Origin of the sequence: Pelagibacterium luteolum, assembly GCF_900100665.1 — a bacterium.
GTDB classification, from domain to species: Bacteria; Pseudomonadota; Alphaproteobacteria; order Rhizobiales; family Devosiaceae; genus Pelagibacterium; species Pelagibacterium luteolum.
This window is the reverse complement of the sequence record NZ_FNCS01000002.1, coordinates 75677-98645: the sequence shown is the minus strand read 5'-3', so window position 1 is coordinate 98645 and position 22969 is coordinate 75677. Positions and strand designations below refer to the sequence as shown.

Annotated in this window: 19 protein-coding genes; 12 read left to right on the top strand and 7 right to left on the bottom strand. The window is 61.3% G+C overall.

The genetic code is table 11. The features are described 5' to 3' along the window. The first annotated feature begins 296 nt into the window (after positions 1 to 296). The 11 genes from cysS (at position 297) to BLR31_RS04345 (ending at position 10773) form a co-directional block, all read left to right on the top strand. The gene (gene cysS / locus BLR31_RS04395) at positions 297 to 1697 is read left to right on the top strand and encodes a cysteine--tRNA ligase (RefSeq protein WP_090592471.1); all 1401 of its coding nucleotides are present in this window, start codon (positions 297 to 299) and stop codon (positions 1695 to 1697) included. Continuing rightward, complete coding sequence (locus BLR31_RS22175) at positions 1679 to 2302, top strand: endonuclease domain-containing protein (RefSeq protein WP_342027578.1); 624 nt, start codon at positions 1679 to 1681, stop codon at positions 2300 to 2302. The genes cysS and BLR31_RS22175 overlap by 19 nt, the downstream gene beginning before the upstream one ends. After that, positions 2295 to 2762 (top strand): GFA family protein, encoded by a 468-nt coding sequence (locus BLR31_RS04385; protein WP_090592464.1) that lies wholly within the window; start codon positions 2295 to 2297, stop codon positions 2760 to 2762. The genes BLR31_RS22175 and BLR31_RS04385 overlap by 8 nt, the downstream gene beginning before the upstream one ends. Beyond that, positions 2759 to 3259, top strand: coding sequence for a GFA family protein (locus BLR31_RS04380; RefSeq protein WP_090592460.1), 501 nt, complete (start codon positions 2759 to 2761; stop codon positions 3257 to 3259). The genes BLR31_RS04385 and BLR31_RS04380 overlap by 4 nt, the downstream gene beginning before the upstream one ends. Then, positions 3256 to 3744 carry a GFA family protein gene (locus tag BLR31_RS04375; RefSeq protein ID WP_090592457.1) on the top strand — a complete coding sequence of 163 codons (489 nt, stop codon included), beginning with the start codon at positions 3256 to 3258 and terminating at the stop codon, positions 3742 to 3744. The genes BLR31_RS04380 and BLR31_RS04375 overlap by 4 nt, the downstream gene beginning before the upstream one ends. Beyond that, positions 3741 to 4193 carry a GFA family protein gene (locus BLR31_RS04370; RefSeq protein ID WP_244504943.1) on the top strand — a complete coding sequence of 151 codons (453 nt, stop codon included), beginning with the start codon at positions 3741 to 3743 and terminating at the stop codon, positions 4191 to 4193. Before BLR31_RS04375 ends, BLR31_RS04370 begins: the two co-directional genes overlap by 4 nt. Before the next feature lie 12 nt (positions 4194 to 4205). Next, on the top strand, positions 4206 to 4580 hold the full coding sequence (locus BLR31_RS04365; RefSeq protein WP_090592449.1) for a VOC family protein: 375 nt from the start codon (positions 4206 to 4208) through the stop codon (positions 4578 to 4580). A gap of 33 nt (positions 4581 to 4613) precedes the next feature. After that, positions 4614 to 6209, top strand: coding sequence for a citramalate synthase (cimA, locus tag BLR31_RS04360; protein ID WP_090592445.1), 1596 nt, complete (start codon positions 4614 to 4616; stop codon positions 6207 to 6209). Between the two features lie 126 nt (positions 6210 to 6335). Continuing rightward, the gene (locus tag BLR31_RS22170) at positions 6336 to 8429 is read left to right on the top strand and encodes a LysM peptidoglycan-binding domain-containing protein (RefSeq protein ID WP_143009306.1); all 2094 of its coding nucleotides are present in this window, start codon (positions 6336 to 6338) and stop codon (positions 8427 to 8429) included. A gap of 81 nt (positions 8430 to 8510) precedes the next feature. Further along, a complete protein-coding gene (locus tag BLR31_RS04350; RefSeq protein ID WP_244504942.1) occupies positions 8511 to 8837 on the top strand; it encodes an ArsR/SmtB family transcription factor in 327 nt (108 codons plus the stop codon). Between the two features lie 43 nt (positions 8838 to 8880). After that, the gene (locus BLR31_RS04345) at positions 8881 to 10773 is read left to right on the top strand and encodes an ABCB family ABC transporter ATP-binding protein/permease (protein ID WP_090592437.1); all 1893 of its coding nucleotides are present in this window, start codon (positions 8881 to 8883) and stop codon (positions 10771 to 10773) included. Between the two features lie 42 nt (positions 10774 to 10815). Here BLR31_RS04345 and BLR31_RS04340 read toward each other — a convergent pair whose 3' ends face one another. The 5 genes from BLR31_RS04340 to BLR31_RS21555 all read right to left on the bottom strand — a co-directional run bounded on the left by BLR31_RS04340 (position 10816) and on the right by BLR31_RS21555 (position 17250). Then, positions 10816 to 14127, bottom strand: a complete 3312-nt coding sequence (locus tag BLR31_RS04340; RefSeq protein WP_090592433.1) for an efflux RND transporter permease subunit — start codon at positions 14125 to 14127, stop codon at positions 10816 to 10818. Next, a complete protein-coding gene (locus tag BLR31_RS04335; protein ID WP_090592429.1) occupies positions 14124 to 15401 on the bottom strand; it encodes an efflux RND transporter periplasmic adaptor subunit in 1278 nt (425 codons plus the stop codon). Before BLR31_RS04335 ends, BLR31_RS04340 begins: the two co-directional genes overlap by 4 nt. Before the next feature lie 12 nt (positions 15402 to 15413). Continuing rightward, complete coding sequence (locus BLR31_RS04330; protein ID WP_090592425.1) at positions 15414 to 15992, bottom strand: PadR family transcriptional regulator; 579 nt, start codon at positions 15990 to 15992, stop codon at positions 15414 to 15416. Positions 15993 to 16121: 129 nt separating this feature from the next. Beyond that, positions 16122 to 16985, bottom strand: coding sequence for a carboxylating nicotinate-nucleotide diphosphorylase (gene nadC / locus BLR31_RS04325; protein ID WP_090592421.1), 864 nt, complete (start codon positions 16983 to 16985; stop codon positions 16122 to 16124). Between the two features lie 118 nt (positions 16986 to 17103). Then, positions 17104 to 17250, bottom strand: coding sequence for a hypothetical protein (locus BLR31_RS21555; protein ID WP_090592417.1), 147 nt, complete (start codon positions 17248 to 17250; stop codon positions 17104 to 17106). A 229-nt stretch (positions 17251 to 17479) separates the two neighbouring features. Between BLR31_RS21555 and BLR31_RS04315 the strand changes: the two genes are divergently transcribed. Then, positions 17480 to 19603 (top strand): putative bifunctional diguanylate cyclase/phosphodiesterase, encoded by a 2124-nt coding sequence (locus tag BLR31_RS04315; protein WP_090592413.1) that lies wholly within the window; start codon positions 17480 to 17482, stop codon positions 19601 to 19603. 1 nt (position 19604) lies between these two features. On the opposite strand, the gene BLR31_RS04310 is transcribed toward BLR31_RS04315, so the two are convergent. Together BLR31_RS04310 and BLR31_RS04305 are read right to left on the bottom strand one after the other, a co-directional pair. Next, on the bottom strand, positions 19605 to 20864 hold the full coding sequence (locus BLR31_RS04310) for an NAD(P)/FAD-dependent oxidoreductase (protein WP_090592409.1): 1260 nt from the start codon (positions 20862 to 20864) through the stop codon (positions 19605 to 19607). 57 nt (positions 20865 to 20921) lie between these two features. Next, on the bottom strand, positions 20922 to 22766 hold the full coding sequence (locus tag BLR31_RS04305) for an extracellular solute-binding protein (protein ID WP_090592405.1): 1845 nt from the start codon (positions 22764 to 22766) through the stop codon (positions 20922 to 20924). Positions 22767 to 22969 lie beyond the last annotated feature (203 nt).

The following is a 22969-nucleotide window of genomic DNA, read 5'->3' as shown; positions in this document are numbered from 1 at the left end:
TTGCTGATTGAGGGGCGCTTCTGCGACACGCTTCTCTCGCCCTCCGGGGTAGCCATTTCTTGAATACTCCAAAGTCTCCGTCCTGGGGGTGGCGTGTCGGCGCCGCCCCCATTTTCTTGCTTGATTTGCACAATGTTCACGTCCATTGTGCCGCCATGAAAACCGCCAACCCGATTTGCATTATCGGCTGCACCATTATCCGCTGACCTTCGTTGGCGGCGCGGTTTTCTTTATCCCGGACATCAGGATTGGACCCGCTGCCAGCGTGATCGCTTACGTTTGGGGACTGCGCATCCATGTCGACGCCGAGCCTGAAGCTCACCAATACGCTCACCCGGCAAAAAGAAGATTTCGTGCCGATCGATGCGGCCAATGTGCGCATGTATGTGTGCGGGCCGACGGTCTATGATTTTGCCCATATCGGCAATGCGCGCCCGGTCATCGTGTTCGACGTGCTGTTCAGGCTGTTGCGCCATGTCTATGGCGACGATCACGTCACCTATGTGCGCAACATCACCGACGTGGACGACAAGATCAACGCGCGGGCCTTACGCGACTTTCCCAACCTGCCGCTCAACGACGCCATCCGCCGGGTGACCGAGACGACGGCGACCCAGTTCGCTACCGACGTCGCCGCGCTCGGCTGCCTGCCGCCCTCGGTCGAGCCGCGCGCCACTGAGCATATCGGCGGGATGATCACCATCATCGAACGCCTGATCGCCAAGGGCCATGCCTATGACGCGGGCGGGGAGGTGCTGTTTCGGGTGGCGTCGATGGCCGATTACGGCCAGCTTTCGGGCCGCAATCTCGAAGACAATATCGCAGGCGCGCGCGTCGCGGTTGATAGTCAGAAGGAAAATCCGGCCGATTTCGTTTTGTGGAAGGCGTCATCGGACGAGGAGCCCGGCTGGGATAGCCCGTGGGGGCGTGGCCGGCCGGGATGGCACATCGAGTGCTCGGCGATGAGCGAGGCTTTTTTGGGCGAGACCTTCGACATCCATGGCGGCGGGCTCGATCTGATCTTCCCCCACCACGAAAACGAAATCGCCCAGTCACGCTGCGCGCACGGCACCGATGTCATGGCGAAATATTGGATGCACAACGGCTATCTGCAGGTCGAAGGCCGCAAGATGAGCAAGTCGGAGGGCAATTTCGTCACCATCCACGATCTGCTGGAAACGGAAAAATTCGGCGGTCGGACATGGCCGGGCGAGGTGCTGCGGCTGGCCATGCTGATGACCCATTATCGCGAGCCGATCGATTTTTCGGTGGCGCGTTTGGAGGAGGCGGAGGCCAAGCTCGTCGGCTGGCAGCGTGCGGCGCAGATCGAAGAGGGCACCGCGCCGGATGCGTCCACGCTCGCCGAACTGGCCGACGATCTGAACTTCTCGCGCGCCTCGACTGTGTTGGACGCGATGGCCCGCAAGGCCAATCGCGGTGAGGTTTCCGCAGCCCATTGCCTTGCGGCGACGCTCGCGTTTTTCGGATTTTCCGTGGATGGACTGCTGAAAAGCTCCGGCGATGACGAAAGCGCCATCGCTGCGAAAGTCGCAGCACGGCTTATAGCGCTCTCCAATAAGGATTTCGCCAAGGCCGACGCGCTGCGGGCAGAGCTTGCAGACGCCGGCGTCGCGCTTCTGGATTACAAGGATCCGGAGACCGGGGCGAAGAACACACGGTGGGAGCGCAAGCGGTGAAGACCCGTCAGCCACTGGATACAGCAGCCACCTCAGCGCACCCCTCACCCCCGGCCCCTCTCCCTCAAGGGGAGAGGGAGGCTATTTTGGTTGGCGCTGGGGCGCAGTCTGCCGAGGCAGGGGAAATTATATCGACCGACGTTGCTGCGAGTGTCCCTTCTCCCCTTGAGGGAGAAGGTGGGCTTTCGCTAAGCGAGAGGTCGGATGAGGGGTGCGCGGCGCCGCTCAAGCCAGCCGGTGCAGATTGGCGACATGAAACGCCGCGGAGAAATCGCGGCTTTGCCAAATCGATGCGGAAGAACCCGACAGAGATCGAGAGGGCGATGTGGGGTGTTCTCAAGGATCGGCGGCTGGCCGCATACAAGTTTCGGCGGCAGGTGCCCATTGGGCCGTACATTGCGGATTTCGTTTGCTACGCCGGGCGGTTGATCATCGAGCTCGATGGCAGCCAGCATGCGGACAATGGCCAGGATGCGGCGCGCGACGAGTGGTTGGCAGGCAAGGGGTTTGCCGTTCTCCGCGTGCGCAACGACCAACTGATCTCAAATCGTGATGATGTGCTCGATACCGTCTGGCACAGGCTCGAGGAGCGTAAGGATGGCTGATCAACTCACAGGCGGTTGCCAGTGCGGCGCCGTCCGGTTTGCGACCAAGCTGGTGGGGCGGGGATCCATTTGCCATTGCCGCATGTGTCAGAAAGCGTTCGGGAGTTTCTTCGGGCCGCTGGTCACCACTCATGACGGGCATTGGACGCGCGGCGAACCCAAATGGTTTCAGTCTTCCGACGCGGCGCGGCGTGCCTTTTGCGGCGATTGCGGGACGCCACTGGCCTATGAGACCAAGTTCGGGCTGGAATTGGCGATCGGTGCGTTCGACGAGCCGGAAAAGGTGCCGCCTGAAATCCAGGTGAACCTCTCTGACAAGGTCGGCTTTTTCGATGGGCTTACCGCGCTTCCGGCTCGGGGCACAACCGATGAGTGGCGGGACTTCATGGCTGGGATCCATTCCAACCAGCACCCCGATCACGACACGGAGGCCTGGCCGCCCAAGGAGGAGGAAATATGAACCGGATCGACAAAGAGGTCAGCGGCGGCTGCCAGTGCGGCGCGGTGCGTTATCACACGACGCAAATGCTCGATAATTCGCATCTCTGCCACTGCCGCATGTGCCAGAAGGCGTCGGGATCTATCTTTGCGGGGCTTGTGGCGGCGCCTGACGACACGCTCGTCTGGACGCGAGGCAAGCCGGCCATCTGGCGCAGTTCGGAACATGTCGAGCGCGGGTTCTGCGCCAATTGCGGCACGCCGCTGTTCTACCACGACGTCAACAATGGCCGCACCAATCTCATGATCGGTTCGCTCGACAACCCCGGCGATTTTCCACCGGGCGCCAATACGGGCACCGAGGGCAAGGTCGCATGGTTCGAGACCATTACGGCCATCGAGGATGGCGGGGCGACAGAAACCGCTGGCGAAGAATGGGCCGCGGCGATCAAAGCCAGCAGCCACCAGCACCCAGATCACGATACGGGTGACTGGCACGCGTCGCCGAGGCAGGCATGAGCGGCGAGACAGTCAGGACCGGCGGATGCCAATGCGGAGCCATACGGTTCCGCATAACCGGCGACAGGTTGGAGGGCTCGATTTGCCATTGCCGCATGTGCCAGAAGGCGACGGGCGGATTGTTCGGCGCGGCGATCGGGGTCGATGATGGCGATCTCGAATGGACGCGCGGAGCGACGGCGGCCTTCCAAAGCTCATCCGTTGCGACACGTGGGTTTTGCCGAGACTGCGGAACGCCGATGACCTTTGTCTGGGAGCCGGGCTATACGGCCATCAATGCCGGGTGTTTTGATCAGCCCGACATGCTGACCTTCACCGTGGCGCTGGCGTCCGACCATATCCACCCGGCAGTGCCCACGCTTGCCGAGGTGCCGGCGAGGCCTATGTTCGATACCCCCGAGGCCGAGAGGGCCTATGCCGAAATGGTGTCCTATCAGCACCCCGACCATGACACCAAGTACTGGCCGAAGGGAGGCAGACGGTGACCAGCCATGGCGATACGCTGAGCGGTGGCTGCCAGTGCGGGGCGGTGCGGTATCAGTCCGAAGGGCCGTTCGACGATCCCGAGCTTTGCCATTGCCGCATGTGCCAGAAAGCCCATGGCGCGCCGGCCGTGACATGGGCCTCGGTGCCCGTAGCGGCGCTGCACTGGACGCGCGGCCAGATTGCCGAGTTTCAAAGTTCGAAGCACGCGTCGCGCGGCTTTTGCAACCAGTGCGGTACGCCATTGACCTTTCGGCGTCACAATAGCGGGTCCATCGATATCGCGCTCGCAACGCTCGATCATCCCGAACGCTTCGCACCGACCCACCAGAGTGGGGTCGAGGCGCGTATGGCGTGGTTCCCCACGGTCCATACCCTGCGCGACGAACGGATCGAAGGCGTGCCGGTATCTAACCAGCATCCCGACCACGATACGGACAGTTGGCCCTGAGGAGCATTGACCATGATCGACCATTTCGGACTAAGCGTTGCGGACTATGACAAGTCGCGGGCGTTCTACGACAGCGTGCTTGCAACGCTTGGGTATCGTCGCATGCAGGAATTTCCCACACCCGCGGGCATGCTTGCGGGGTACGGTGACGGCAAACCCGAGTTCTGGATAAACGCTGGTGGGCGAAGCACGGGAAGGCTCCATATCGCCTTTGCTGCGAAGAGCCGTGCCGATGTCGATGCGTTTTATGCCAAGGCGCTCGAGGTTGGCGGACGCGACAACGGCGCGCCCGGCCTTCGCCAAATCTATCACCCCAATTATTACGGCGCCTTCGTCTTCGACCTCGACGGCCACAATATCGAAGCCGTGTGCCACGCGCCCGGCTGACCCAGAACTCCAAATCGGTTCAAGTTTCCGCTCATGACCAAAGAACGCCTCTATCTTTTCGACACCACCCTCCGCGACGGCGCCCAGACGACGGGCGTTGAATTTTCGCTCGAGGACAAGATCGCCATTTCCCGCATGCTCGAGGCGATTGGCATCGATTATGTCGAAGGGGGCTATCCCGGCGCGAATGTGGTCGACACCGAGTTCTTTTCGGAAAAACGCACGAAAGCGGCCCGCTTCGTTGCCTTCGGCATGACCAAGCGAGCAGGGCGGTCGGTGGACAATGATCCCGGTATCGCCGATCTGGTCAATTCGCGCGCCGATGCGATCTGCTACGTCTCCAAGGCCTGGGACCATCAGGTCAAGCTGGCGCTGGGGATTTCGACCAAGGAAAACCTCAAAAGCCTCGCCGAAAGTGTGGCGGCGGCGATTGCCGGGGGCAAGGAAGCCCTCGTCGATTGCGAGCATTTTTTCGATGGCTATAAGGCCAACCGAACCTACGCCCTGGAATGCGTCAAGACTGCGCGCGACGCTGGGGCGCGCTGGGTGGTGCTGTGCGACACCAATGGCGGAACCATGCCTTCGGAGGTCGAGGAGATCGTCGCGGACGTCTTGACCGTCGCGCCGGGCGACAGGTTGGGCATCCACGCCCATGACGATACGGGGCAGGCGGTGGCCAATTCGCTGGCTGCTGTGCGCGCCGGCGTGCGCCAGATTCAGGGCACGCTCAACGGTTTGGGTGAGCGTTGCGGCAACGCAAACCTTGTGACGCTGATCCCGACGCTGGTCTTAAAGCCGGTATTCGCCGAGCGGTTCGAGACGGGCGTCGGACCCGAACAATTGGAAACGCTGACCCATGTGTCGCGGGCGTTCGATGAAATGCTCAATCGGGCGCCAAATCGACAGGCGCCCTATGTCGGGGCGTCGGCGTTTGCGACAAAGGCGGGCATCCACGCGTCGGCGATTGCCAAGGATCCGTCTACATATGAGCACGTCCTGCCCGAAGTGGTGGGCAATGAGCGCGCCATCATGGTCAGCCAGCAGGCGGGGAAGTCGAATCTCTTGAGTTCGCTCAAGCGCTTTGGGATCGAGCTGGCCAAGGACGATCCGCGGCTCGACAAGATGCTGCGGCAGGTCAAGGAGCGTGAGGCGCGCGGCTATTCCTATGATGGCGCGGAAGCCTCGTTCTATCTTATGGCGCACAAGCTTTTGGGCACGCTGCCCAAATTCTTCGAGGTCACGGGCTATCGGGCCGCCATCGAGCGGCGGCACAACGCCAAAGGCGAATTGGTCACCATATGCGAGGCTGTAGTCAAGATTGACGTCGATGGTGAAGTCTTGATGTCGGTGGCCGAAGGTAATGGCCCGATCAACGCGCTCGATCTGGCGATGCGCAAAGACTTGGGCAAGTATTCCGATCGTATAGACGATCTCGAACTCGTCGACTTCAAGGTGAGAATCCTCGACGGCGGCACGGGCGCGGTCACCCGTGTGCTGATAGAAAGCCGCGATTCCACCGGTGAACGGTGGTTCACTGTGGGTGTTTCGCCCAATATCGTTGATGCTTCCTTCGAGGCTCTGTATGAGTCGTTCACCTACAAGTTGATGAAGACGGCCACGTCGAGTTAGAGCGACTGCAGCAAAGCGCGGATTTAAGTTCGTTGTTTTCTCAAGTCAGCGAAATGAACTAGTTTGGAACGACTGAAGATCAGTCGCGAATCATAAATCAAGGCCGATGCGGCGGCCGGGCAACACGTGGAGGCTCCTCTGGCCGGACCCCTTTCTCCTCTCGTTCTCGCCGTCGGCGCCGCCGCGGTGACGGGTATCATCGTCGTCGGGGTGATTGCCGGGCCCGGCACACTCAACTGTGTGCAGCGTGGTGACTTTCCCATCTGCATGAACGAGACGTTCTTCGACGGTGCGGTGGTGCCCGGCGATGAGCCGGCCACCGAACAGACCGCAGCAACGCAAGAGAGCGAAGACGCGGACGCGTCCGAGATCGCCGTCGCAGACGATGCCGCCGAGCCTGCAGATGCGCCTGTCGTCGAAGCGGAACCGGAAGCACCCGCCGAGGACGTGGAGGCCGAGCAGCCTGTCGAGGCACCTGAGACCGACAGCACCGACGCGCCGACGCAAGTGGCTGATGGCGCCGAGCCTGAGCAGCCTGCCGAACCCATCGCGCAGGATGTGGCTCCCGATACTGACGCGGAACCCGAAGCAAGCATTGCAGACGCGACCGATCTGCCCTCGCTGGATGTGGTGCGTGTGGAACCCGATGGGTCCGCCGTTATCGCAGGTAGTGCCACGCCATCGGGCGAAATCGTGCTCTACGCAGACGATCAGGAAATCGGTAGCGAAACAGCGGGCGTGGCCGGTGACTGGGTGTTCGTAACCGACGAACCCTTGCCATCGGGCGGTGTTGAACTGCGCGTGCTCGACGTCGAAACCCAAGATTTCGCCGAATCCTCGATCATCGTGGTGGTTCAGGACGATCGCGAAGGCGAACCGCTCGTCATTGCGTCTGCGCCGGGTCAAGCCAGCGAAATTCTTCAGGGCCTGCAGAGCGCGGAGCCGCTGGTCGTGGCAGACGCCGAAAGCGATGCAGATGCTGGCAACGATCAGGGCGAAACCGCTGAGCGCGAAAGCCAGCCGTCCGAAACGACGATCGCCATCGCCCAGACCGAAGTACCCGGAGACGATGACGCCGCGACACCGGATGAAACCGAGGCCGCTGGCAACCCTATCGAGACGGCTGTAGCAGACCAAACTGATGATGCTGCCGGGATAACAAACGAGACTGCAGCTGAGAGCGACAGCCCGGCTTTGCAACCCGACCTTGCGACTCCTGCCGAAACCGCAACCGAAGCGCCGTCCGCTGATATGCCCACCACTGTCGCCTCGGTGCCCGATGCGGCTGAACCGGCAGCATTGCCCGCCACGGCGCCGACAATCGACGCCGTCGAAATCGATGGCGACCGCAACTTCTTTGCCGGAGCGGGCGAGGACGGGATGACGGTGCGGCTTTACGTCGAAAACCGGCTTGTCGGTAGTACCGAAGTGGCCGATGGCCGTTGGCTGGTCGAAGCCATTAACGTCCTCACCGGCGCGGCCCAACGCGTGCGGATCGACATGCTCGATGCCGCTGGAAACGTCGTAGGACGCTCCGAAGTCAACTTCGTCATGGACGTGCCCGATACGGTGAATGAAGCCCCGATCGTTGTGGCCGAGGATGCCGGTTCCGGGTCCCAGTCGCCCACGACGGACGAACCCGCGGTCGAGCCCGGCGCGCCGACGCCCTCGACACCCCTTGAGGAGCCACAGCCAGAAACACCGACCACGCCATCACCCGTCGACGCCGCTGAGCCCGAGGCAGCGAATGTGGGTACGCCGGCGCCTGACGTGACATCCGAATCCGAAGGGGCCGAACCCGCAGAACCCATGGCCACCGCCGCCGCGTCGGAAGCCGACACGCCCACTCCGGCGCTGGGTCAACCGGACGCACCGGATGCGGCTCCGTCCCAACCAGTCGCGCCGGATGCTGCAAGCGAAACGCCGTCGGAGGACGACGCGACTCCCGCCGCACCGGGCGGTACCGACCAAACGGACATACCCACCCTTGTGGGCGTGACCGAGGACGGTCGCACGACGTCCGGGCTGGCCATTATCCGGCAGGGCGACAATCTGTGGACGATTGCGCGACGCGTCTATGGTGCCGGCATGCGCTACACGCAGATCTTTGAGGCCAATACCGACCAGATCCGCGATCCCGACCTCATCTATCCCGGCCAGGTCTTCGACCTGCCGGGCACCAATACCGTCGTTGGTGAGGACGAAGCCGCCGAAGGGTGAGCCACTGAACAGCCCCGCCGCGCCGGTCTTGCCACCGGCGCGGCTTTTCTTTATCGTTTTGTGACGATGGAAGCAGCCACCATGCACGAAGACGATATCGCCGCGATGATGAGGGCCTTGGGCCACCCGGTGCGCCTTGAAATCCTGCGCATCGTCTCGACGCGTTCGGAAAACTGCTGCTGCAATGACGTAACCGACTGCCTGTCACTGGCCCAGAGCACGGTATCCCAGCATCTCAAGGTTTTGCTCGACGCCGGTGTCATCGAGCGTCAGGCGCAGGGCACGCGCAACAATTACCGCGTGCGAACCGACAGGCTCGATCAATTCAACGCGGCAGTGGGTGCATATCTGGGCAAACTCGGCCCGTCGGCCTCGGCGTGCGATCGCGGCCTCCAGCCCGCATCCTGACAGGCGGGGCATTCGCCCGGCTCATCAACCCAAAGGTATTTTCATGGCCAAGGCGCCGAAAGATTCCGTCAGCGCCGACGACAGCGCCATACTGAACACTATCCGCAATCTCTGGGTCTATATGTGGCCCGCCGACCGTCCCGATCTCCGGCGGCGTGTGGTCTGGGCCATCGGTGCGCTGTTGCTGGCCAAGGTGGCCAGTACGCTCGTGCCATTCGCCTATAAGGGCATCATCGACAGCCTGAGCCTCACCGGTCCGCAGGCCGGGTTGATCCTCGGGCTTTCAGTCCCGATCATTCTCGTGCTCGCCTACGGACTCGGCCAGATCATCGACACCGGCTTCCAGCAACTGCGCGACGTGTTGTTCGCGCGTGTCGGTCAACACGCTGTCCGGCAATTGGCGTTTCGGACGTTCACGCATATTCACCGCCTGTCCCTGCGTTTCCACCTGCAGCGCAAGACGGGCGGGCTCAGCCGCATCATCGAGCGCGGCACCAAGGGCATCGAGACCATCGTCCGGTTCACCATGCTCAATACCGCGCCGACGCTCGTGGAATTCATCATCGTCGGCGCGATCTTTGGCTGGATGTTCGGTCTGTCCTATGTGCTGGTCCTCGTCGCCATCGTGGTGCTCTACATGGTCTTCACTGTCCGCGCCTCGAACTGGCGTATCGCCATTCGGCGCGACATGAACGAGAGCGACACCGATGCAAACGCCAAGGCGATCGACAGCCTGCTGAACTTCGAAACGGTCAAATATTTCGGCAATGAGGCGCTGGAGGCCGATCGGTTCGACCGAGCCATGACCGGCTATGAGCGCGCCGCCACCCGTATCTGGACCTCGCTGGGCTTTCTCAATTTCGGGCAGGGGGTGATCTTCTGGGTCGGCATGGTCACCCTCTCGCTGATGGCGGCAAATGGAGTGGTGAACGGCGATCTCACAGTGGGTGATTTCGTCCTGCTCAACGCCTTCATGATGCAGATCTATCGTCCGCTCAATCAGATCGGTTTCGTCTATCGCGAAATCCGTCAGGGGCTGGCCGATATCGAGGCGATGTTCCGACTGCTCGATCAAGACCCGGAGATCGAGGACAAGGCTGGGGCAGGGGCGCTCAAGCTCGATGGCCCTGTGCTCGCGTTCGAGAACGTCCACTTCCACTACGACCCCGACCGCCCCATTTTAAAGGGCGTAAGCTTTACGGTGCCAGCGGGGAAGACAATCGCCGTCGTTGGCCCATCGGGGGCGGGAAAATCCACGATTTCGCGCCTGATCTTCCGGTTTTATGACGCAATCGAAGGGCGGGTCACAATCGATGGCCAGGACATTCGCGACGTCACGCAGTCCTCGCTTCGCGCCGCTATCGGCATGGTGCCGCAGGATACCGTGCTGTTTAACGATACCATCGCCTACAACATCGCCTATGGCCGCCCCAACGCCACGGACGAGGAGATAAGGGCCGCTGCCCGGATGGCGCAGATCGGGCCGTTCATCGAAACGCTGCCCAACGGGTATAACACGCAGGTCGGCGAACGCGGCCTTAAGCTATCTGGTGGCGAAAAGCAGCGCGTCGCAATCGCGAGGACGCTGCTCAAAGCGCCGCCGATCCTGATCCTCGATGAAGCGACATCGGCACTCGATACCCATACCGAGCGCGAAATCCAGTCCGCGCTGGACACGGTCTCGCGCGGGCGCACGACGCTGGTTATCGCGCACAGGCTCTCGACCGTCGTCGATGCCGATGAGATCATCGTGCTGCGCGAGGGAATGATTGCCGAGCGCGGCACCCACGCCGGGCTATTGGCCCAAAACGGGCTTTACGCCCAGATGTGGAACCGCCAGCGTGAAGCCGCAGAGGCCAGCGAACGCCTCCGCGCCGCAGAGGACGATCCGGAGGGGTTCGTGACGCGACGCCCCGCGCAAGAGCCGGCGGAATAAAAAAGGCCCCGCACTGCGGGGCCTTTATCGTCTCGACAGGTGCTATTCCGCGGCTGGTCGTCGCGAGAGAATGGTGACGCCATTCTGGTTGTGTTCGACCAGTTCGGATTCTTTAGTCACCACATGCCGCTTCTGGCCGTCTGCCCTATCGGGGATTTCGACAGCCATGCCATCGAAGCCTGCCGGCTGTGCGACCGCGCCGCGGCCACGGATCCAGCCAAAGATGCTTCCGACCTGATGCTTGATCACGCTTGGCGCAGTGATCATCACCGGCACCATGATCAGGGTCAGTGCGGTGGCAAAGAACAGGCCGCTGACCAGTGCCGCCGACAAATGGATAAACCACGACCCTGCGATACCACCCACCACGATTTCGCGGCGGATGAAGTCAAACTCCACATTCGCCCACATGGGGATAACGCCGAGTGCGGTGAGGAACGCCGTCAGGAGCACCGGCCGCACGCGCTGCGCGGTAGTCAGCAGCATGGCGGTGACCGGTTCGACCTTTTGGTGCCGGTTGTACTCGTTATAGGTATCGATCAGGACGATACCGTTCTTGACCACGATACCCGCCAAGGCCACCACCCCGAGCCCCGTCATGATTGCTGAAAAGCTCATGCCCGTGGCCAACATGCCCAACAGCACGCCCGCCACCGACATCATCACCGTCGAGAGCGTCACGAACACCTGATAGAAGCTGTTGTATTCGAGCAGCAGGATCAGGAAGATCATGAACAATGCAGCCCCGAACGCCTGCCCGATAAAGGCATTGGCATCGCCCATCTGCTCTTCGGCGCCACCGAATGCAAAGGTTACGCCTTCAGGCCATTCCTGTTCGTCCAGCCAGGCCTGCAACTCTAGCACGCGCTGGGCGGGATAGACGTTCTCGGGCAGCCCGGTGAGGCTCGCTGCAATCGGCATCATATAGATCTGGTTGCGCCGCTCGATATTGGCCACCTTCGGCACGGCTGTGCGATCGATGAAGTTCGAGACGGGCACCATGCCCTGTTGGGTGGCGATCCGCATGGAGTCGAGCGCATCGAGCGTGCGCTCTTCCTGCGGCAGGCGCACCTTGATATCGAGTTCGTCACCGGTTTGCTGGTCACGATAGGTGCCAAGGTTCACGCCGCCCGTCACGAGCTGCACATAGGGGGCGAGTTCGCGCACCCCTATGCCGTAACGCGCTGCCTCCACACGGTCGACGGTGATCTGCCAGTCGATGCCGGGCGATGGCCGTCCGTCCTCGATGTCGGTCGTGTTGGGCAGCTCGTTTTCCAGAAACGCGCGAATGCGGGTTACGGTCGGCACGAGGTCATCATAATTGGCGCTTTCGACGCGCATATTGATGTCCTTGCCGGCTGGCGGACCGCTTTCGGTCGCCAGAACCTGCACCTGCAGGCCAGAGATGTCGGCAACCCGCTCGCGGATATCGGTGAAGATTTCCTCGGCGCGAACGCGATTGTTGAAATTGACCAGCTGGAGCTGGAAATTGCCGATCGTGTCCGGCGGCATGGTGCCCATGGCGCCAGTCGTGCCGAACTGCATGATGATGTCCTGGATACCCACGACCTGCATCAGTTCGTCTTCGACCTCGACCAGCATGTCGCGGACTTCTTCGGGCGAGTAGTTGCCGCGCGCCACGACGGCAACCGTCGCAAACTCAGGCTCGGATGCCGGGAAGGCTTCCACGCCGGTGGGGTTGTTGGCATAGGTCACGAAGATGCCGCCGACGATGCCGAAGCCGACGATCAGTGTGGGGATTGGCCAGCGCAGCAGGACCGACATGATCCGCACATAGACGCCCGTAATGCCACGCACCTTCTTGGGGTGGAATTTTTCGGGATACATGACGATGTCAGCGGCTTCCTTGCGCTTGGGATCGACATGGGTCGAGGCGATGATCGAACCGATCACCGGCATGAAGATCAGCGCGGAAATGAAGGACGCACACATCACCACGATCACGATCGTGGGCAGATGGCTCATGAACTTGCCGATGATGCCCGGCCAGAACAGTAGTGGCACGAAGGCCGCCAGCGTCGTCGCCGTGGCGCCCACCACGGGCACAAACATCTTGCGCATCGCCTGGATGAACGCTTCCTTCTTGGAAACGCCCTCCTGCAATTTTCGCTCGGCATATTCGACAACCACCACGGGGTCGTCGACAAGAACACCCACCGCGATCACGAGGCCGAACATGACCATCATGTTGATCGTCATGCCCGTCATCTGCATGTAGAGAAACGCGATCATGAACGAGAGCGGGATCGACATGCCGATCATGAACGCTGCGCGCACGCCAAGAACGGCGACGCAGGTGATCAGCACCAGCGCAACGGCGGTCACGACAGCGGCTTCAAGCGAGCGGAACAGACTGGTCGTCGTATCCGCCTGATCGAGAAAGAAGCTGTAGCCCACGCCGGCCGGCCAGTTCTGGGCCACTTGGGCAGTCAGCGCACGGACTTCTTCGGACACGCCGATGATGTTGGTATCGGCATTCTTGCTGACGCCCAGGATCAGGGCAGGGGAGCCGTTGACCTTGGTGTACTCTGTCGCATCCTCAAGCGTACGCGTGACGCTCGCCACATCGCCAAACGACACGACGGTGTTGCCATCGGTCTTGATCGGCAGTTCGAAAACGTCCTGCGCGCTCTGGATCATGCCGGGCACTTCGACGTTGAACGCGCCCTGTCCGGAGTTGATCGTGCCGCCAGGGATCACGAGATTGTTGCGCGCAAGCGCATCGAAAAGCTGACTGGCGGTGAGGTTGTAAGCCTCGAGCCGCAATAGGTCGATGGTGACTTCCACCACCTCTTCGCGCGAGCCCGACAGTGTGACTTCGCGAACGTCGTTGATGCCCTCGATGGCGGTCTGCAGTTCTTCTGCGCGCCGTACCAGTTCGCGTTCGGAAACATCGCCATAAACCGCGACCGACACGACCGGGAAGCCGACCATGTCGATTTCGGAAACGGTCGGATCGCTGGCATCGTCAGGGAGCTTGGAGCTGATCGCGTCGAGGCGTGCACGCGTATCCGCCAGCGCCTGGTCGACATCGACATTGGCATCGAATTCGAGGAACACCGAGGCGTGCCCGGTGGTCGACGTGGAATTCATATTAACGAGGCCCGGCAGCCCCGTCAGTTCCTCTTCGGCCGGCTTGGCCAGAAGGTTCTCCGCGTCACGCGGCGAAACACCGGTCTGGCTGATCGAGACGTAGAGATAGGGCACGTCGATCGCTGGAAAGCTTTCCTTGGGCAGCGCCGAATAGGAAATGCCGCCCGCAAGCAAAAGCAGCGCCATGATTGTCATCACGACGCGCGGCATTCTCAGAATGCGTTCGATGAAGTTTGTCATGCGGGAGCGCCTTGTTCAGACGATGTCGATCCCGCGCTCTGGCTTGCCTGGACGCTTTGGCCATCGACCACGAATTCTTGGCCGATGGTAATGATGTCCACCGACGAGGGCAGGCCGACAACCCACACCCCTTCGCGCGTATCGGACACGATAGTGATCTCATGGAATTTCGCGACGCCGTCTTCCACAGCGCGGACACCCAGAACACCCTCGTCATTGAGCGTCAGCACCGACTGCGGCAACAAATGTCCCGGCATCGCGCCCATCTGCACCACGGCCTGAGCCGTCACCCCATCGCGAATGGCGAAGTCGGGGTTTGGAAACTCGATTTCCACGGGGAACGAACGGGTCCCCTCGTCGGCGGTTGCGGCGATATATGTGACTTTGCCTTCCGCCGTCTGGTCGGTGACCGTGCGCAGCGTGGCGTCGAGGCCGGTGCGCGCCATCCCGATATTGGCTTCGGCCACGGCGCCTGTGAACAGCATGGGATCGAGCTGGACGATTGTCGCGCAAGGGCTGCCCTGAGACAACATCGAGCCGCGAACGGCGATAGGCGCCTGAACGAGACCATCGACTTCGGCGACGATATTTGTGCGCTCGAGCTCGGCGCGGGCATTGTCCAGTGATGCCTCCGCGGCGCTGACTTGTGCCCGTGCGCCTGCAAGTGCTACCTCGACAGCCGAGGCGGTATTGGCAGGCGCCAGACCACGCTCGCGCAGAGTGGCGTTGGTGTCAAAATCGAGCTGTGCCTGGGCAAGTCCGGCCTGCGCCTGCAAAAGCCCGGCTTCGGCCTGCGCCACGGCTGCGGCGCGCGTCCCCGGGGCAAGGGTGCAGAGCAGGTCGCCGGTTTCGACCCGGTCGCCCTTCGCGACATGGACGGTTTCGACGACACCTGAGGTCTCGGCAACCGCCGCGATATTGGCGGCAGCCGTCGTGCGACCGCGCAGGGTCACCTCAAGGGGCATCTGCTGGACTGTAAAATTCTGCGTCCGGACCGATACACCGCCAGTTGCCGATGGTGCGGCCTGCGCGATGCGCTCGGCGACTGTCAGCCGGGCCTGTTCGACAGTCTCTGGCGAATGCTCGACGAGAACACCTGCGTCGCCAAGCGCCGTGGCGATCGGGCCATGCTCTTCGCCCTCGATCAGACCGATAATCGGCGTTTCGCCATTGCCCGGCCCCTGGCCGCCCATGACGAAGGTTCCAGTCGCCAGCCAACCGCCGGCAATCAGCAAAATAATGAAAGACAATCCAAAGGATTTAAGTATGCGCATGAACAGCGTCCCCTATTCTGCTGCTTGCTGCGTGGCGCGGTTTTGACGCGCGCTGGCAATTAACTCGTTCATGTGGGTATGAAGATGACGCCTTGCAACTTCCAGGCAACTGAGCCCATAGCTAAGCACCCATGCGTCATTTGCATGGCTGGCATCCGAAGATTGTGTGACGCCTTCGTCCATTTCGGTTTGAATACGGCGTAACTCCGCGATTTCCTTATCCATTCCCTCAAGCCGCGCCATCACGCGAATGCGCACGAGATCGGCATCGACAAGGTGCGCGAACCGCGCAAAAAGTAGAAAAGGACTGCGAAAGACATCTTCGCCGAGCGGCTCGTGCAGCGCGTCGATAAACGCCGCGCGGCCCATCTCCGTTATGGCGTAGATCTTCTTGGAGGGCTTGCCAGACTGATGTTCCACAGTACTTGTGACCAGCCCGTCATCCTCGAGCCTCGAAAGTGCCGGATAGATTGAGCCGAAGCTGGCTTCTACGAAGTAGGCACCTTCAGCTTCCGTGCAGAGCTTGCGGATCTCATAGCCGCTCGCGTTCCGTTCATAGAGGAACGAGAGGCACAGTGTGCGGACATTCATGTCGGTATAACCATATGCTCAACGAGAATATGCCGCCGCTATATATGACGGATCATCACTTGGCAATCTATACGCGCGCCCGTTGCCTTTGGATCGTTTTCGGGTAATCGAGATGGTATCGATCGCGCCTCAGGAGATATCGATATCAAGGCCGAAATCGAGAGGGGACGCTGCCATGGTAATGCGACTCGTCGATATGTAATCCACGCCAGTCCGAGCGATCGTCGGGATACGGTCGAGAGTGACGTTCCCCGAAGCTTCCAGCTTGGCGCGTCCACCCGTGATAGCCACGGCTTCGGCCAGCATTACATCGTCCATATTGTCGAGAAGGACCGCATCGGCGCCCGCCGAAAGCGCTTCCTCAAGCTGAGCAAGCGTATCGACCTCCACCTCGATCGCCACGAGATGGCCGGCAAAAGCCCGCGCCGTAGCTATGGCCGCACTAACGCTGCCGGCTACGGCGATATGGTTATCCTTGATGAGAATGGCGTCGTCGAGCCCAAAGCGGTGATTATGTCCGCCACCACACCGCACGGCATATTTCTCCGCCGCCCGAAGCCCTGGAATGGTTTTTCGCGTGCAGCATATGCGCGCGGCGGTGCCTTCCGTGCGTGCCACGAACTGCTGCGTCAGCGTTGCGATGCCGCTCAGATGCGTCATGAAGTTCAGCGCCGTGCGTTCGGCGGCAAGGATGGCGCGCGCGTTGCCCGCGATCTCGACCAACGCCGCCCCGGCCGAGATGGTGTCGCCATCACTGGCCAAGAGCGTCACCGAAACGCCCGATCCAATCAGCGAAAACGCCGTTTGCGCAAATTCCAGGCCGCACACCACGCCATTCTCGCGCGTGTTGATGCGCGCCCGCGCCACGGACGTAGGCGCAATGGTGGCCTGCGAGGTGATATCGCCCGCCTGGCCCAAATCTTCTTCGAGCGCGATTTTGACCGAACGCTCTATGAGGTACTGCGGCAGGGACGGGGGGTAGGCGGCGGTCATGGTCAAGGCATCCGACAAGCAGAAATGTGGACCTGCCCGGCCGGATTGCTACGGCTGAACAGGTCCAGGACGCCATGAGCTTTATTCAATTGCCGCGGGGCTGGAAACCCCTCGCGGACTAGTTGCCCTCGACCGAGAGGCCTTCTTCGTTGATCTGGATTTCAACGCCCTGCGGCTGGGTTTCCTGCTGAAACGCGTAAATTGCAAAGCCGATAACGACGACGATAAGTGCGCCGATCAGTAAATAGAGCGTATTGCGAGACATGCGCCGGCTCCCCTTTTTGCTGTGCGCGGCCGTTTAAGGCTGGCGCATGTTGATTTATATTAAGCCACTGCCCGAATAGGCGGCAAACAAACGTTCAAATTCGGTTTTAGTTCCTTAACGGCTCATTATCCCTCCGCTGTGAATACGCAAATTTGCCTATCGGATTCACTGTTGGTTCAAGACTTGCCCTCATGCTTCGCCAATTCGGACGTGGGGATGGGACGGGGATATGACGGCTAGCAGGGGAATGACCAATGCCACCGCGGTCGATGCAGCGCTGGAGGCTATGCCATACGGCCTGTGCATCTGGAGCGAGGATCTCCGGCTCGAGCTGTTCAACTCCCGCTACGCCTGGACCTTCGGCCTGCCCACAGGCGCCATCGTCGCCGGCATGAGTCTTTACGAGTGCTGTGACGCCGTCATCGAGGCAGGTAATTTCTTCGGCTTCACCGTCGATGAACTCTACCAGGCCATGCTGGCCCGCTTCGAGCGCCAACGCCAGCGCGAACTGCCCACGCAATACGAACAGAATCTGCGTGACCGCGACATCCGTACGACATATTCCAATCGCCCCGGCATCGGTTGGCTGGTCACGCACGAAGACATAACCGACGCCAGCGATCATTTGACGGCGCTATCCCAGCGCGAGGCCGAGATCGCGCGTCAGGCGATGCGGTTCGAAGCCGCCGTCGACAATATGGCGCACGGCCTGTGCATGATCGATGCAGAACACCGCCTCGTCATCTGCAATGCCAACTACGCCTCCCTTTACGATCTACCGCCCGAACTTCAGCGCCCCGGAACGCTGCTCACCGATATTCTCGATCATCGCTTCGACGCCGGCATGCGCCCGGTCGATGGGCCCATGGCTTTCCTGCACCGCCGGGTACAGACCATCACCGAAGGCAAGCGCGCCGTCGACATTTGCGAGTTCGAGAATGGCCAGATCATCTCCGTCGTCCACCAACCCATGCCCGATGGCGGTTGGGTGGAAACCCATCAGGACATCACCGAGCAACGCCGCTCCGAAGCCCGCATCCACCATCTGGCCCGCCACGACGCGCTGACCGACCTGCCCAACCGGACGCTGTTCAACGAAGAAATGGCCATGGGCGAATCTCGCATCCGTCGCGGCGAGATGATGGCCGTCCTCTGTTTCGATCTCGACCACTTCAAGATCATCAACGACACGTTGGGCCATGCCGTCGGCGATGCCGTTCTCATCGAAGTTGCCGCGCGCATCAACCATGCCAAGCGCGACCATGAATGCGCCGCGCGTCTGGGGGGCGACGAATTTGCGCTTCTGGCCGGCCCCCTCAAAAGCCCCACAGATGCGGCCGCCCTGGCCGAGCGCCTGATCGCCGCCATTTCCCAGCCCATGGAAATCGAGGGGCATCGCGTCATCATCGGCACGTCGATCGGAATAGCCGTTGCCCCCCATGACGGGGAGTCGAGCGAAACCTTGCTCAAGAACGCCGATCTCGCGCTCTATCGCGCTAAGGGTGATGGGCGTGGCAATTACCGCTTCTTTGAAAAGGGCATGGACGCCGCCATGCAACATCGTCGCACCATTGAGAGCGGCTTGCGGCTCGGCCTCACACGCGACGAATTCAGCCTGGTCTATCAGCCGCTTATGGACCTCGACAGTAGCCGCGTCAGCTGCATGGAAGCCCTTTTGCGCTGGGAACACTCCGAACTGGGCGTCGTCTCGCCGGTGGAATTCATCCCTGTCGCCGAAGAAATCGGCTTCATTGTACCTTTGGGCGAATGGGTGTTGCGTGAGGCATGTCGAGCCGCCGCCGCCTGGCCGTCCGATATCAGGATTGCCGTCAATCTTTCCCCGGTCCAGTTCAAGAGCCATCGCCTGATCGAAGTCGTTCGGCGCGCTCTCGACGATGCGGGGTTATCGGCGGATCGGCTGGAGCTCGAGATTACCGAATCCGTGATGCTTACCGACCACGATCAAGCGCTCGATACCCTTCACACCTTGCGAGCCATGGGCATCCGCATTTCCATGGACGATTTCGGGACCGGCTATTCGTCGCTGTCCTATCTGCGGGCCTTCCCGTTCGACAAGATCAAGATCGACCGCTCGTTCATCGAAGATGTCGGGTCCCAGGACGCCAATCTCGAAATTATCAAGGCTGTCATCGCCCTGGGCAAGAGCCTCGGCATGTCGACGACCGCCGAGGGGGTCGAGACCGAAGCCCAGCTCGATGCGGTGCGGGCCCATGGCTGCACCGAAGTCCAGGGCTTTCTGTTTTCCCGGCCGCTGTCGGAAACCGACGCAGCCGATCTTCTCTCGCGTCTCGCGCCCCTACCTGTCGCCCAGACCACGCGCAAGGCGAGCTGATCTAGCGCGGATACGTCCCCTTGAACCGCTCCATGGCAAATGGAGTGATATCGATAACCGGTTTTTCCCCCGTCATCGCCTGAGCCAATAGGTGCCCCGTGGCCGGCCCGAGCGTAAAGCCGTGATGCGCGTGCCCGATACCAACCCATAGCCCCCGGTGCTTGGGCGCCGGGCCGATGATGGGCATCATGTCCGGCGTACAGGGTCGCGCGCCCTTCCATGGCTGCGGATCGAGGCGCTCGCCCAGCGGGAACAGACCCCGCGCTGCGGTTTCGGCCCGACCGAGCTGGATTGGGGTGGGGGCCGCGTCGCGCAGCGCAAATTCTGCGCCGGTGGTCAGCCTGATCCCCTGTTCCATGGGCGCGAGGAGATAGCCCACCTCCGCATCGATCAGCCAGTTGTTGAGCTTTGCATCGCCCTCGGCGCCAAAATGCATGTGGTACCCGCGCTTGACGAACAGCGGCAGGCGATAGCCCAAGGGCTCCAGCGCCTCGGGCGCCCAGGGCCCAAGCGTTACGACGACCTCCTTGGCGGAATGGCGCTGCCCCCCAACGTCCACCGACCAGATATCCCCAGTCTGCTCCAGCCCGCTGGCCGCGCCGCCGAGGAAGCGTCCGCCCATCGACTTGTACAACTCGAAATATTTGGTCACCAGCGCGCCGGGATTGCGGATCGTCCACGGGTCTGTCCAGTGAATGGCGCCAGCCAACTTTTCCTTGAAGTCGGGCTCTTCCTGCGCCATCGCCGCACCATCCACCACGCGGTGGTTGATGCCGTAAAGCTCGAGATCTTTCTTCGCCTTGGCGGCTTCGGCCTTGAGTTTGCCTTCGGTGCGAAACGCCAGATACCAGCCCTTCTTGACCACGAGATCCTGCGCGCCGGATGCGTCGATCAGGTCGGAATGCTCATCGATCGACATGCCGATCAAGGGCGCGTAGCTTTTGACGACGTGGGAATAATGGCTGGGCGAGGATTCCCACCAATAGCGCAACAGGGCAGGGGTCACGCGCGGCAGCGCAAACGGGTCATATCGAGCGGCAGTGGAAAGATGCAGACCCACCTGCATCAACGTCGCCAGATCGCGCGGAAACGCGTGCGGGCGCACGCCCTCGCGCTGGATGATTCCGGCATTGCCATATGAGGTTTCGCGCCCCGGCTCGTTCTTGTCGATCAGAAGCACCGAGCGCCCACGGCGCGTCAGGTGAATGGCTGTCGAAATGCCGACGATGCCGGCGCCGATGACGATGACGTCCTGATCCATATCTATCTCATACTGTCTGGAATTGGGCAGGCCCGGCGCGCTGCCGGGCCCATGCCTTTATTGTCCGCCTGTCGCGGCGGCCTTGTCTTCGTCCCACCACCACACATCGGGGAACCCGATCGCAAATTCGGGCAGGATCTCTGGGTGGCTGAACCGATCCCACCTTGCGGTCCGTGCATAAGTGATCGTGTAGCTGGGTACGACGTTGTGCATGGCCAGCAACACGCGATCCAAAGCCCGCGTCGCCGCCTCAAGCGTTTCGCGATCGGGGGCGGATACCAGCCGCTGGATCAAGGCATCGACGCCCGGATCGGAAATGCCGGCATAATTGCGCGAGCCCTGTTCTTCGGCCGAACTTGATCCCCACATGAACCGCTGCTCGTTGCCGGGCGACAGTGATTGCGCCCAGCGGGTGTAGATCACATCGTAATCGAAAGCGCGCACGCGATTGGTGTATTGCGGGGTATCGACCACCCGGAACGTTACATTGGCGCCGATCGCATTGAGATTGCCCGCCCAGTGCAGCGCCACCGGCTCGATGACATTGTCATAGGAGAGGATCTCGAACCCGAACTGGTTGCCATTGGCATCGACCAGCCGCGATCCGTCCAGCGTGTAGCCGGCTTCGTTGAACAGCCGCAACGCCTCACGCAAATTCTCGCGCAACGCATCGTCGCTGCCTCCGACCGGATTGGTGAACCGCGCGGTAAAGACGCTGGCCGGAATAAGGTCGCGGACCTCCTCCAGGATTTCCAGCTCAAGCCCTTCAGGAGGGCCGTCTCCTGCAGCGAGGTCGGTGCCGAAAAAGTATGAATCGATACGGTCATACTGCTCGTAGAACAGCGTGCGGTTCAGCTCCTCGAAATCGAGCGCGTAGTTCAGGGCTTCGCGGACCCGCGGATCCTGGAACTTCTCATGCCGCTGATTGGGCACGAAACCCCACATCACGCCGCTTGCATTGTAGCCGTTCTCGAATTCTTCCATGACGACGCGGCCGTCCTGCACCGCAGGAAAATCATAGCCAGTGGCCCAGCGCCGCGCGATATTTTCGGTCCACCAGTCGAACTGGTCGGCCTTGAACGCTTCGAACATCACCGTCGTGTCGCGGAAATACTCGATGCGATATTCGTCGAAGTTCGACGAGCCGACATTGACGGGCTTGTCGGCGCCCCAATAATCGGGGTTGCGTGTGTAGGTCACGGTACGCCCGGCATCGAAGCTGGACAGCTGGTAGGGACCGGACCCCATCGGCAATTCGAGCGTCGAAGAACCGATATCACGCTGCTGACCGCGGTCGTTTTCGCCCTCCCACCAATGCTGCGGCATCACCATCAGCTGCCCCATGATATAGGGTAGCTCACGGTTTCCGGTTTCCGAGAATGTGAAGGTGATCTCGCCTTCGCCCGTCACCTGCGCAGCGGTCACCGGCGCATAATATTCGGCGTAAATCGGCGAATGCTCCATAACCGCATCAAAACTCCAGAGGACGTCTTCGGCGGTGACCTGTTCGCCATCGGCCCAGCGCGCATCCGGATCGATGCGGAACGTCACGGCGGAAAAATCGTCCGGATACGAGACCGCATCGGCCAGAAGCCCATAACTCACCGAGCTTTCGTCCGAACTGGGCGTCATCAGCGTTTCATAAACCAGGCCGAGTCCGGTCGCCGGTTCGCCCTGCGGCAGGATCGGGTTGAACGTATCGAACCCGCCCAACGCCGGCATGCGCACCGTTCCACCCTTCGGCGCGTCGGGATTGACGTAGTCGAAATGCGTGAAACCAGCTTCGTATTTTGGCGCGATATCGAGCGCCATGGCGTGACGCCATTCCGGCTCGCCCTGCGCCATGGCCGGCAGGCTGATGAGAGTGGCGCCGAAAAGCGCGGCAAGGGCGAGAGGCTTCATTGCAATTCCTCTTGGTTTTCTGAGGAGAGTCTGACCGATCTTAAAGTGCTTTGCAAAAAAGTGGATACCACAATTGCTTGAGGCACGATGGAAGTGCGCAATTTTCGTGCGCCATACGCGTAACCCACGCAACAAGGGTGTTGGGAACTCCAAACCGGTTGGCGCTCTTCGCTGACCCAGAGTGGATCGAGGGAATAAATCCC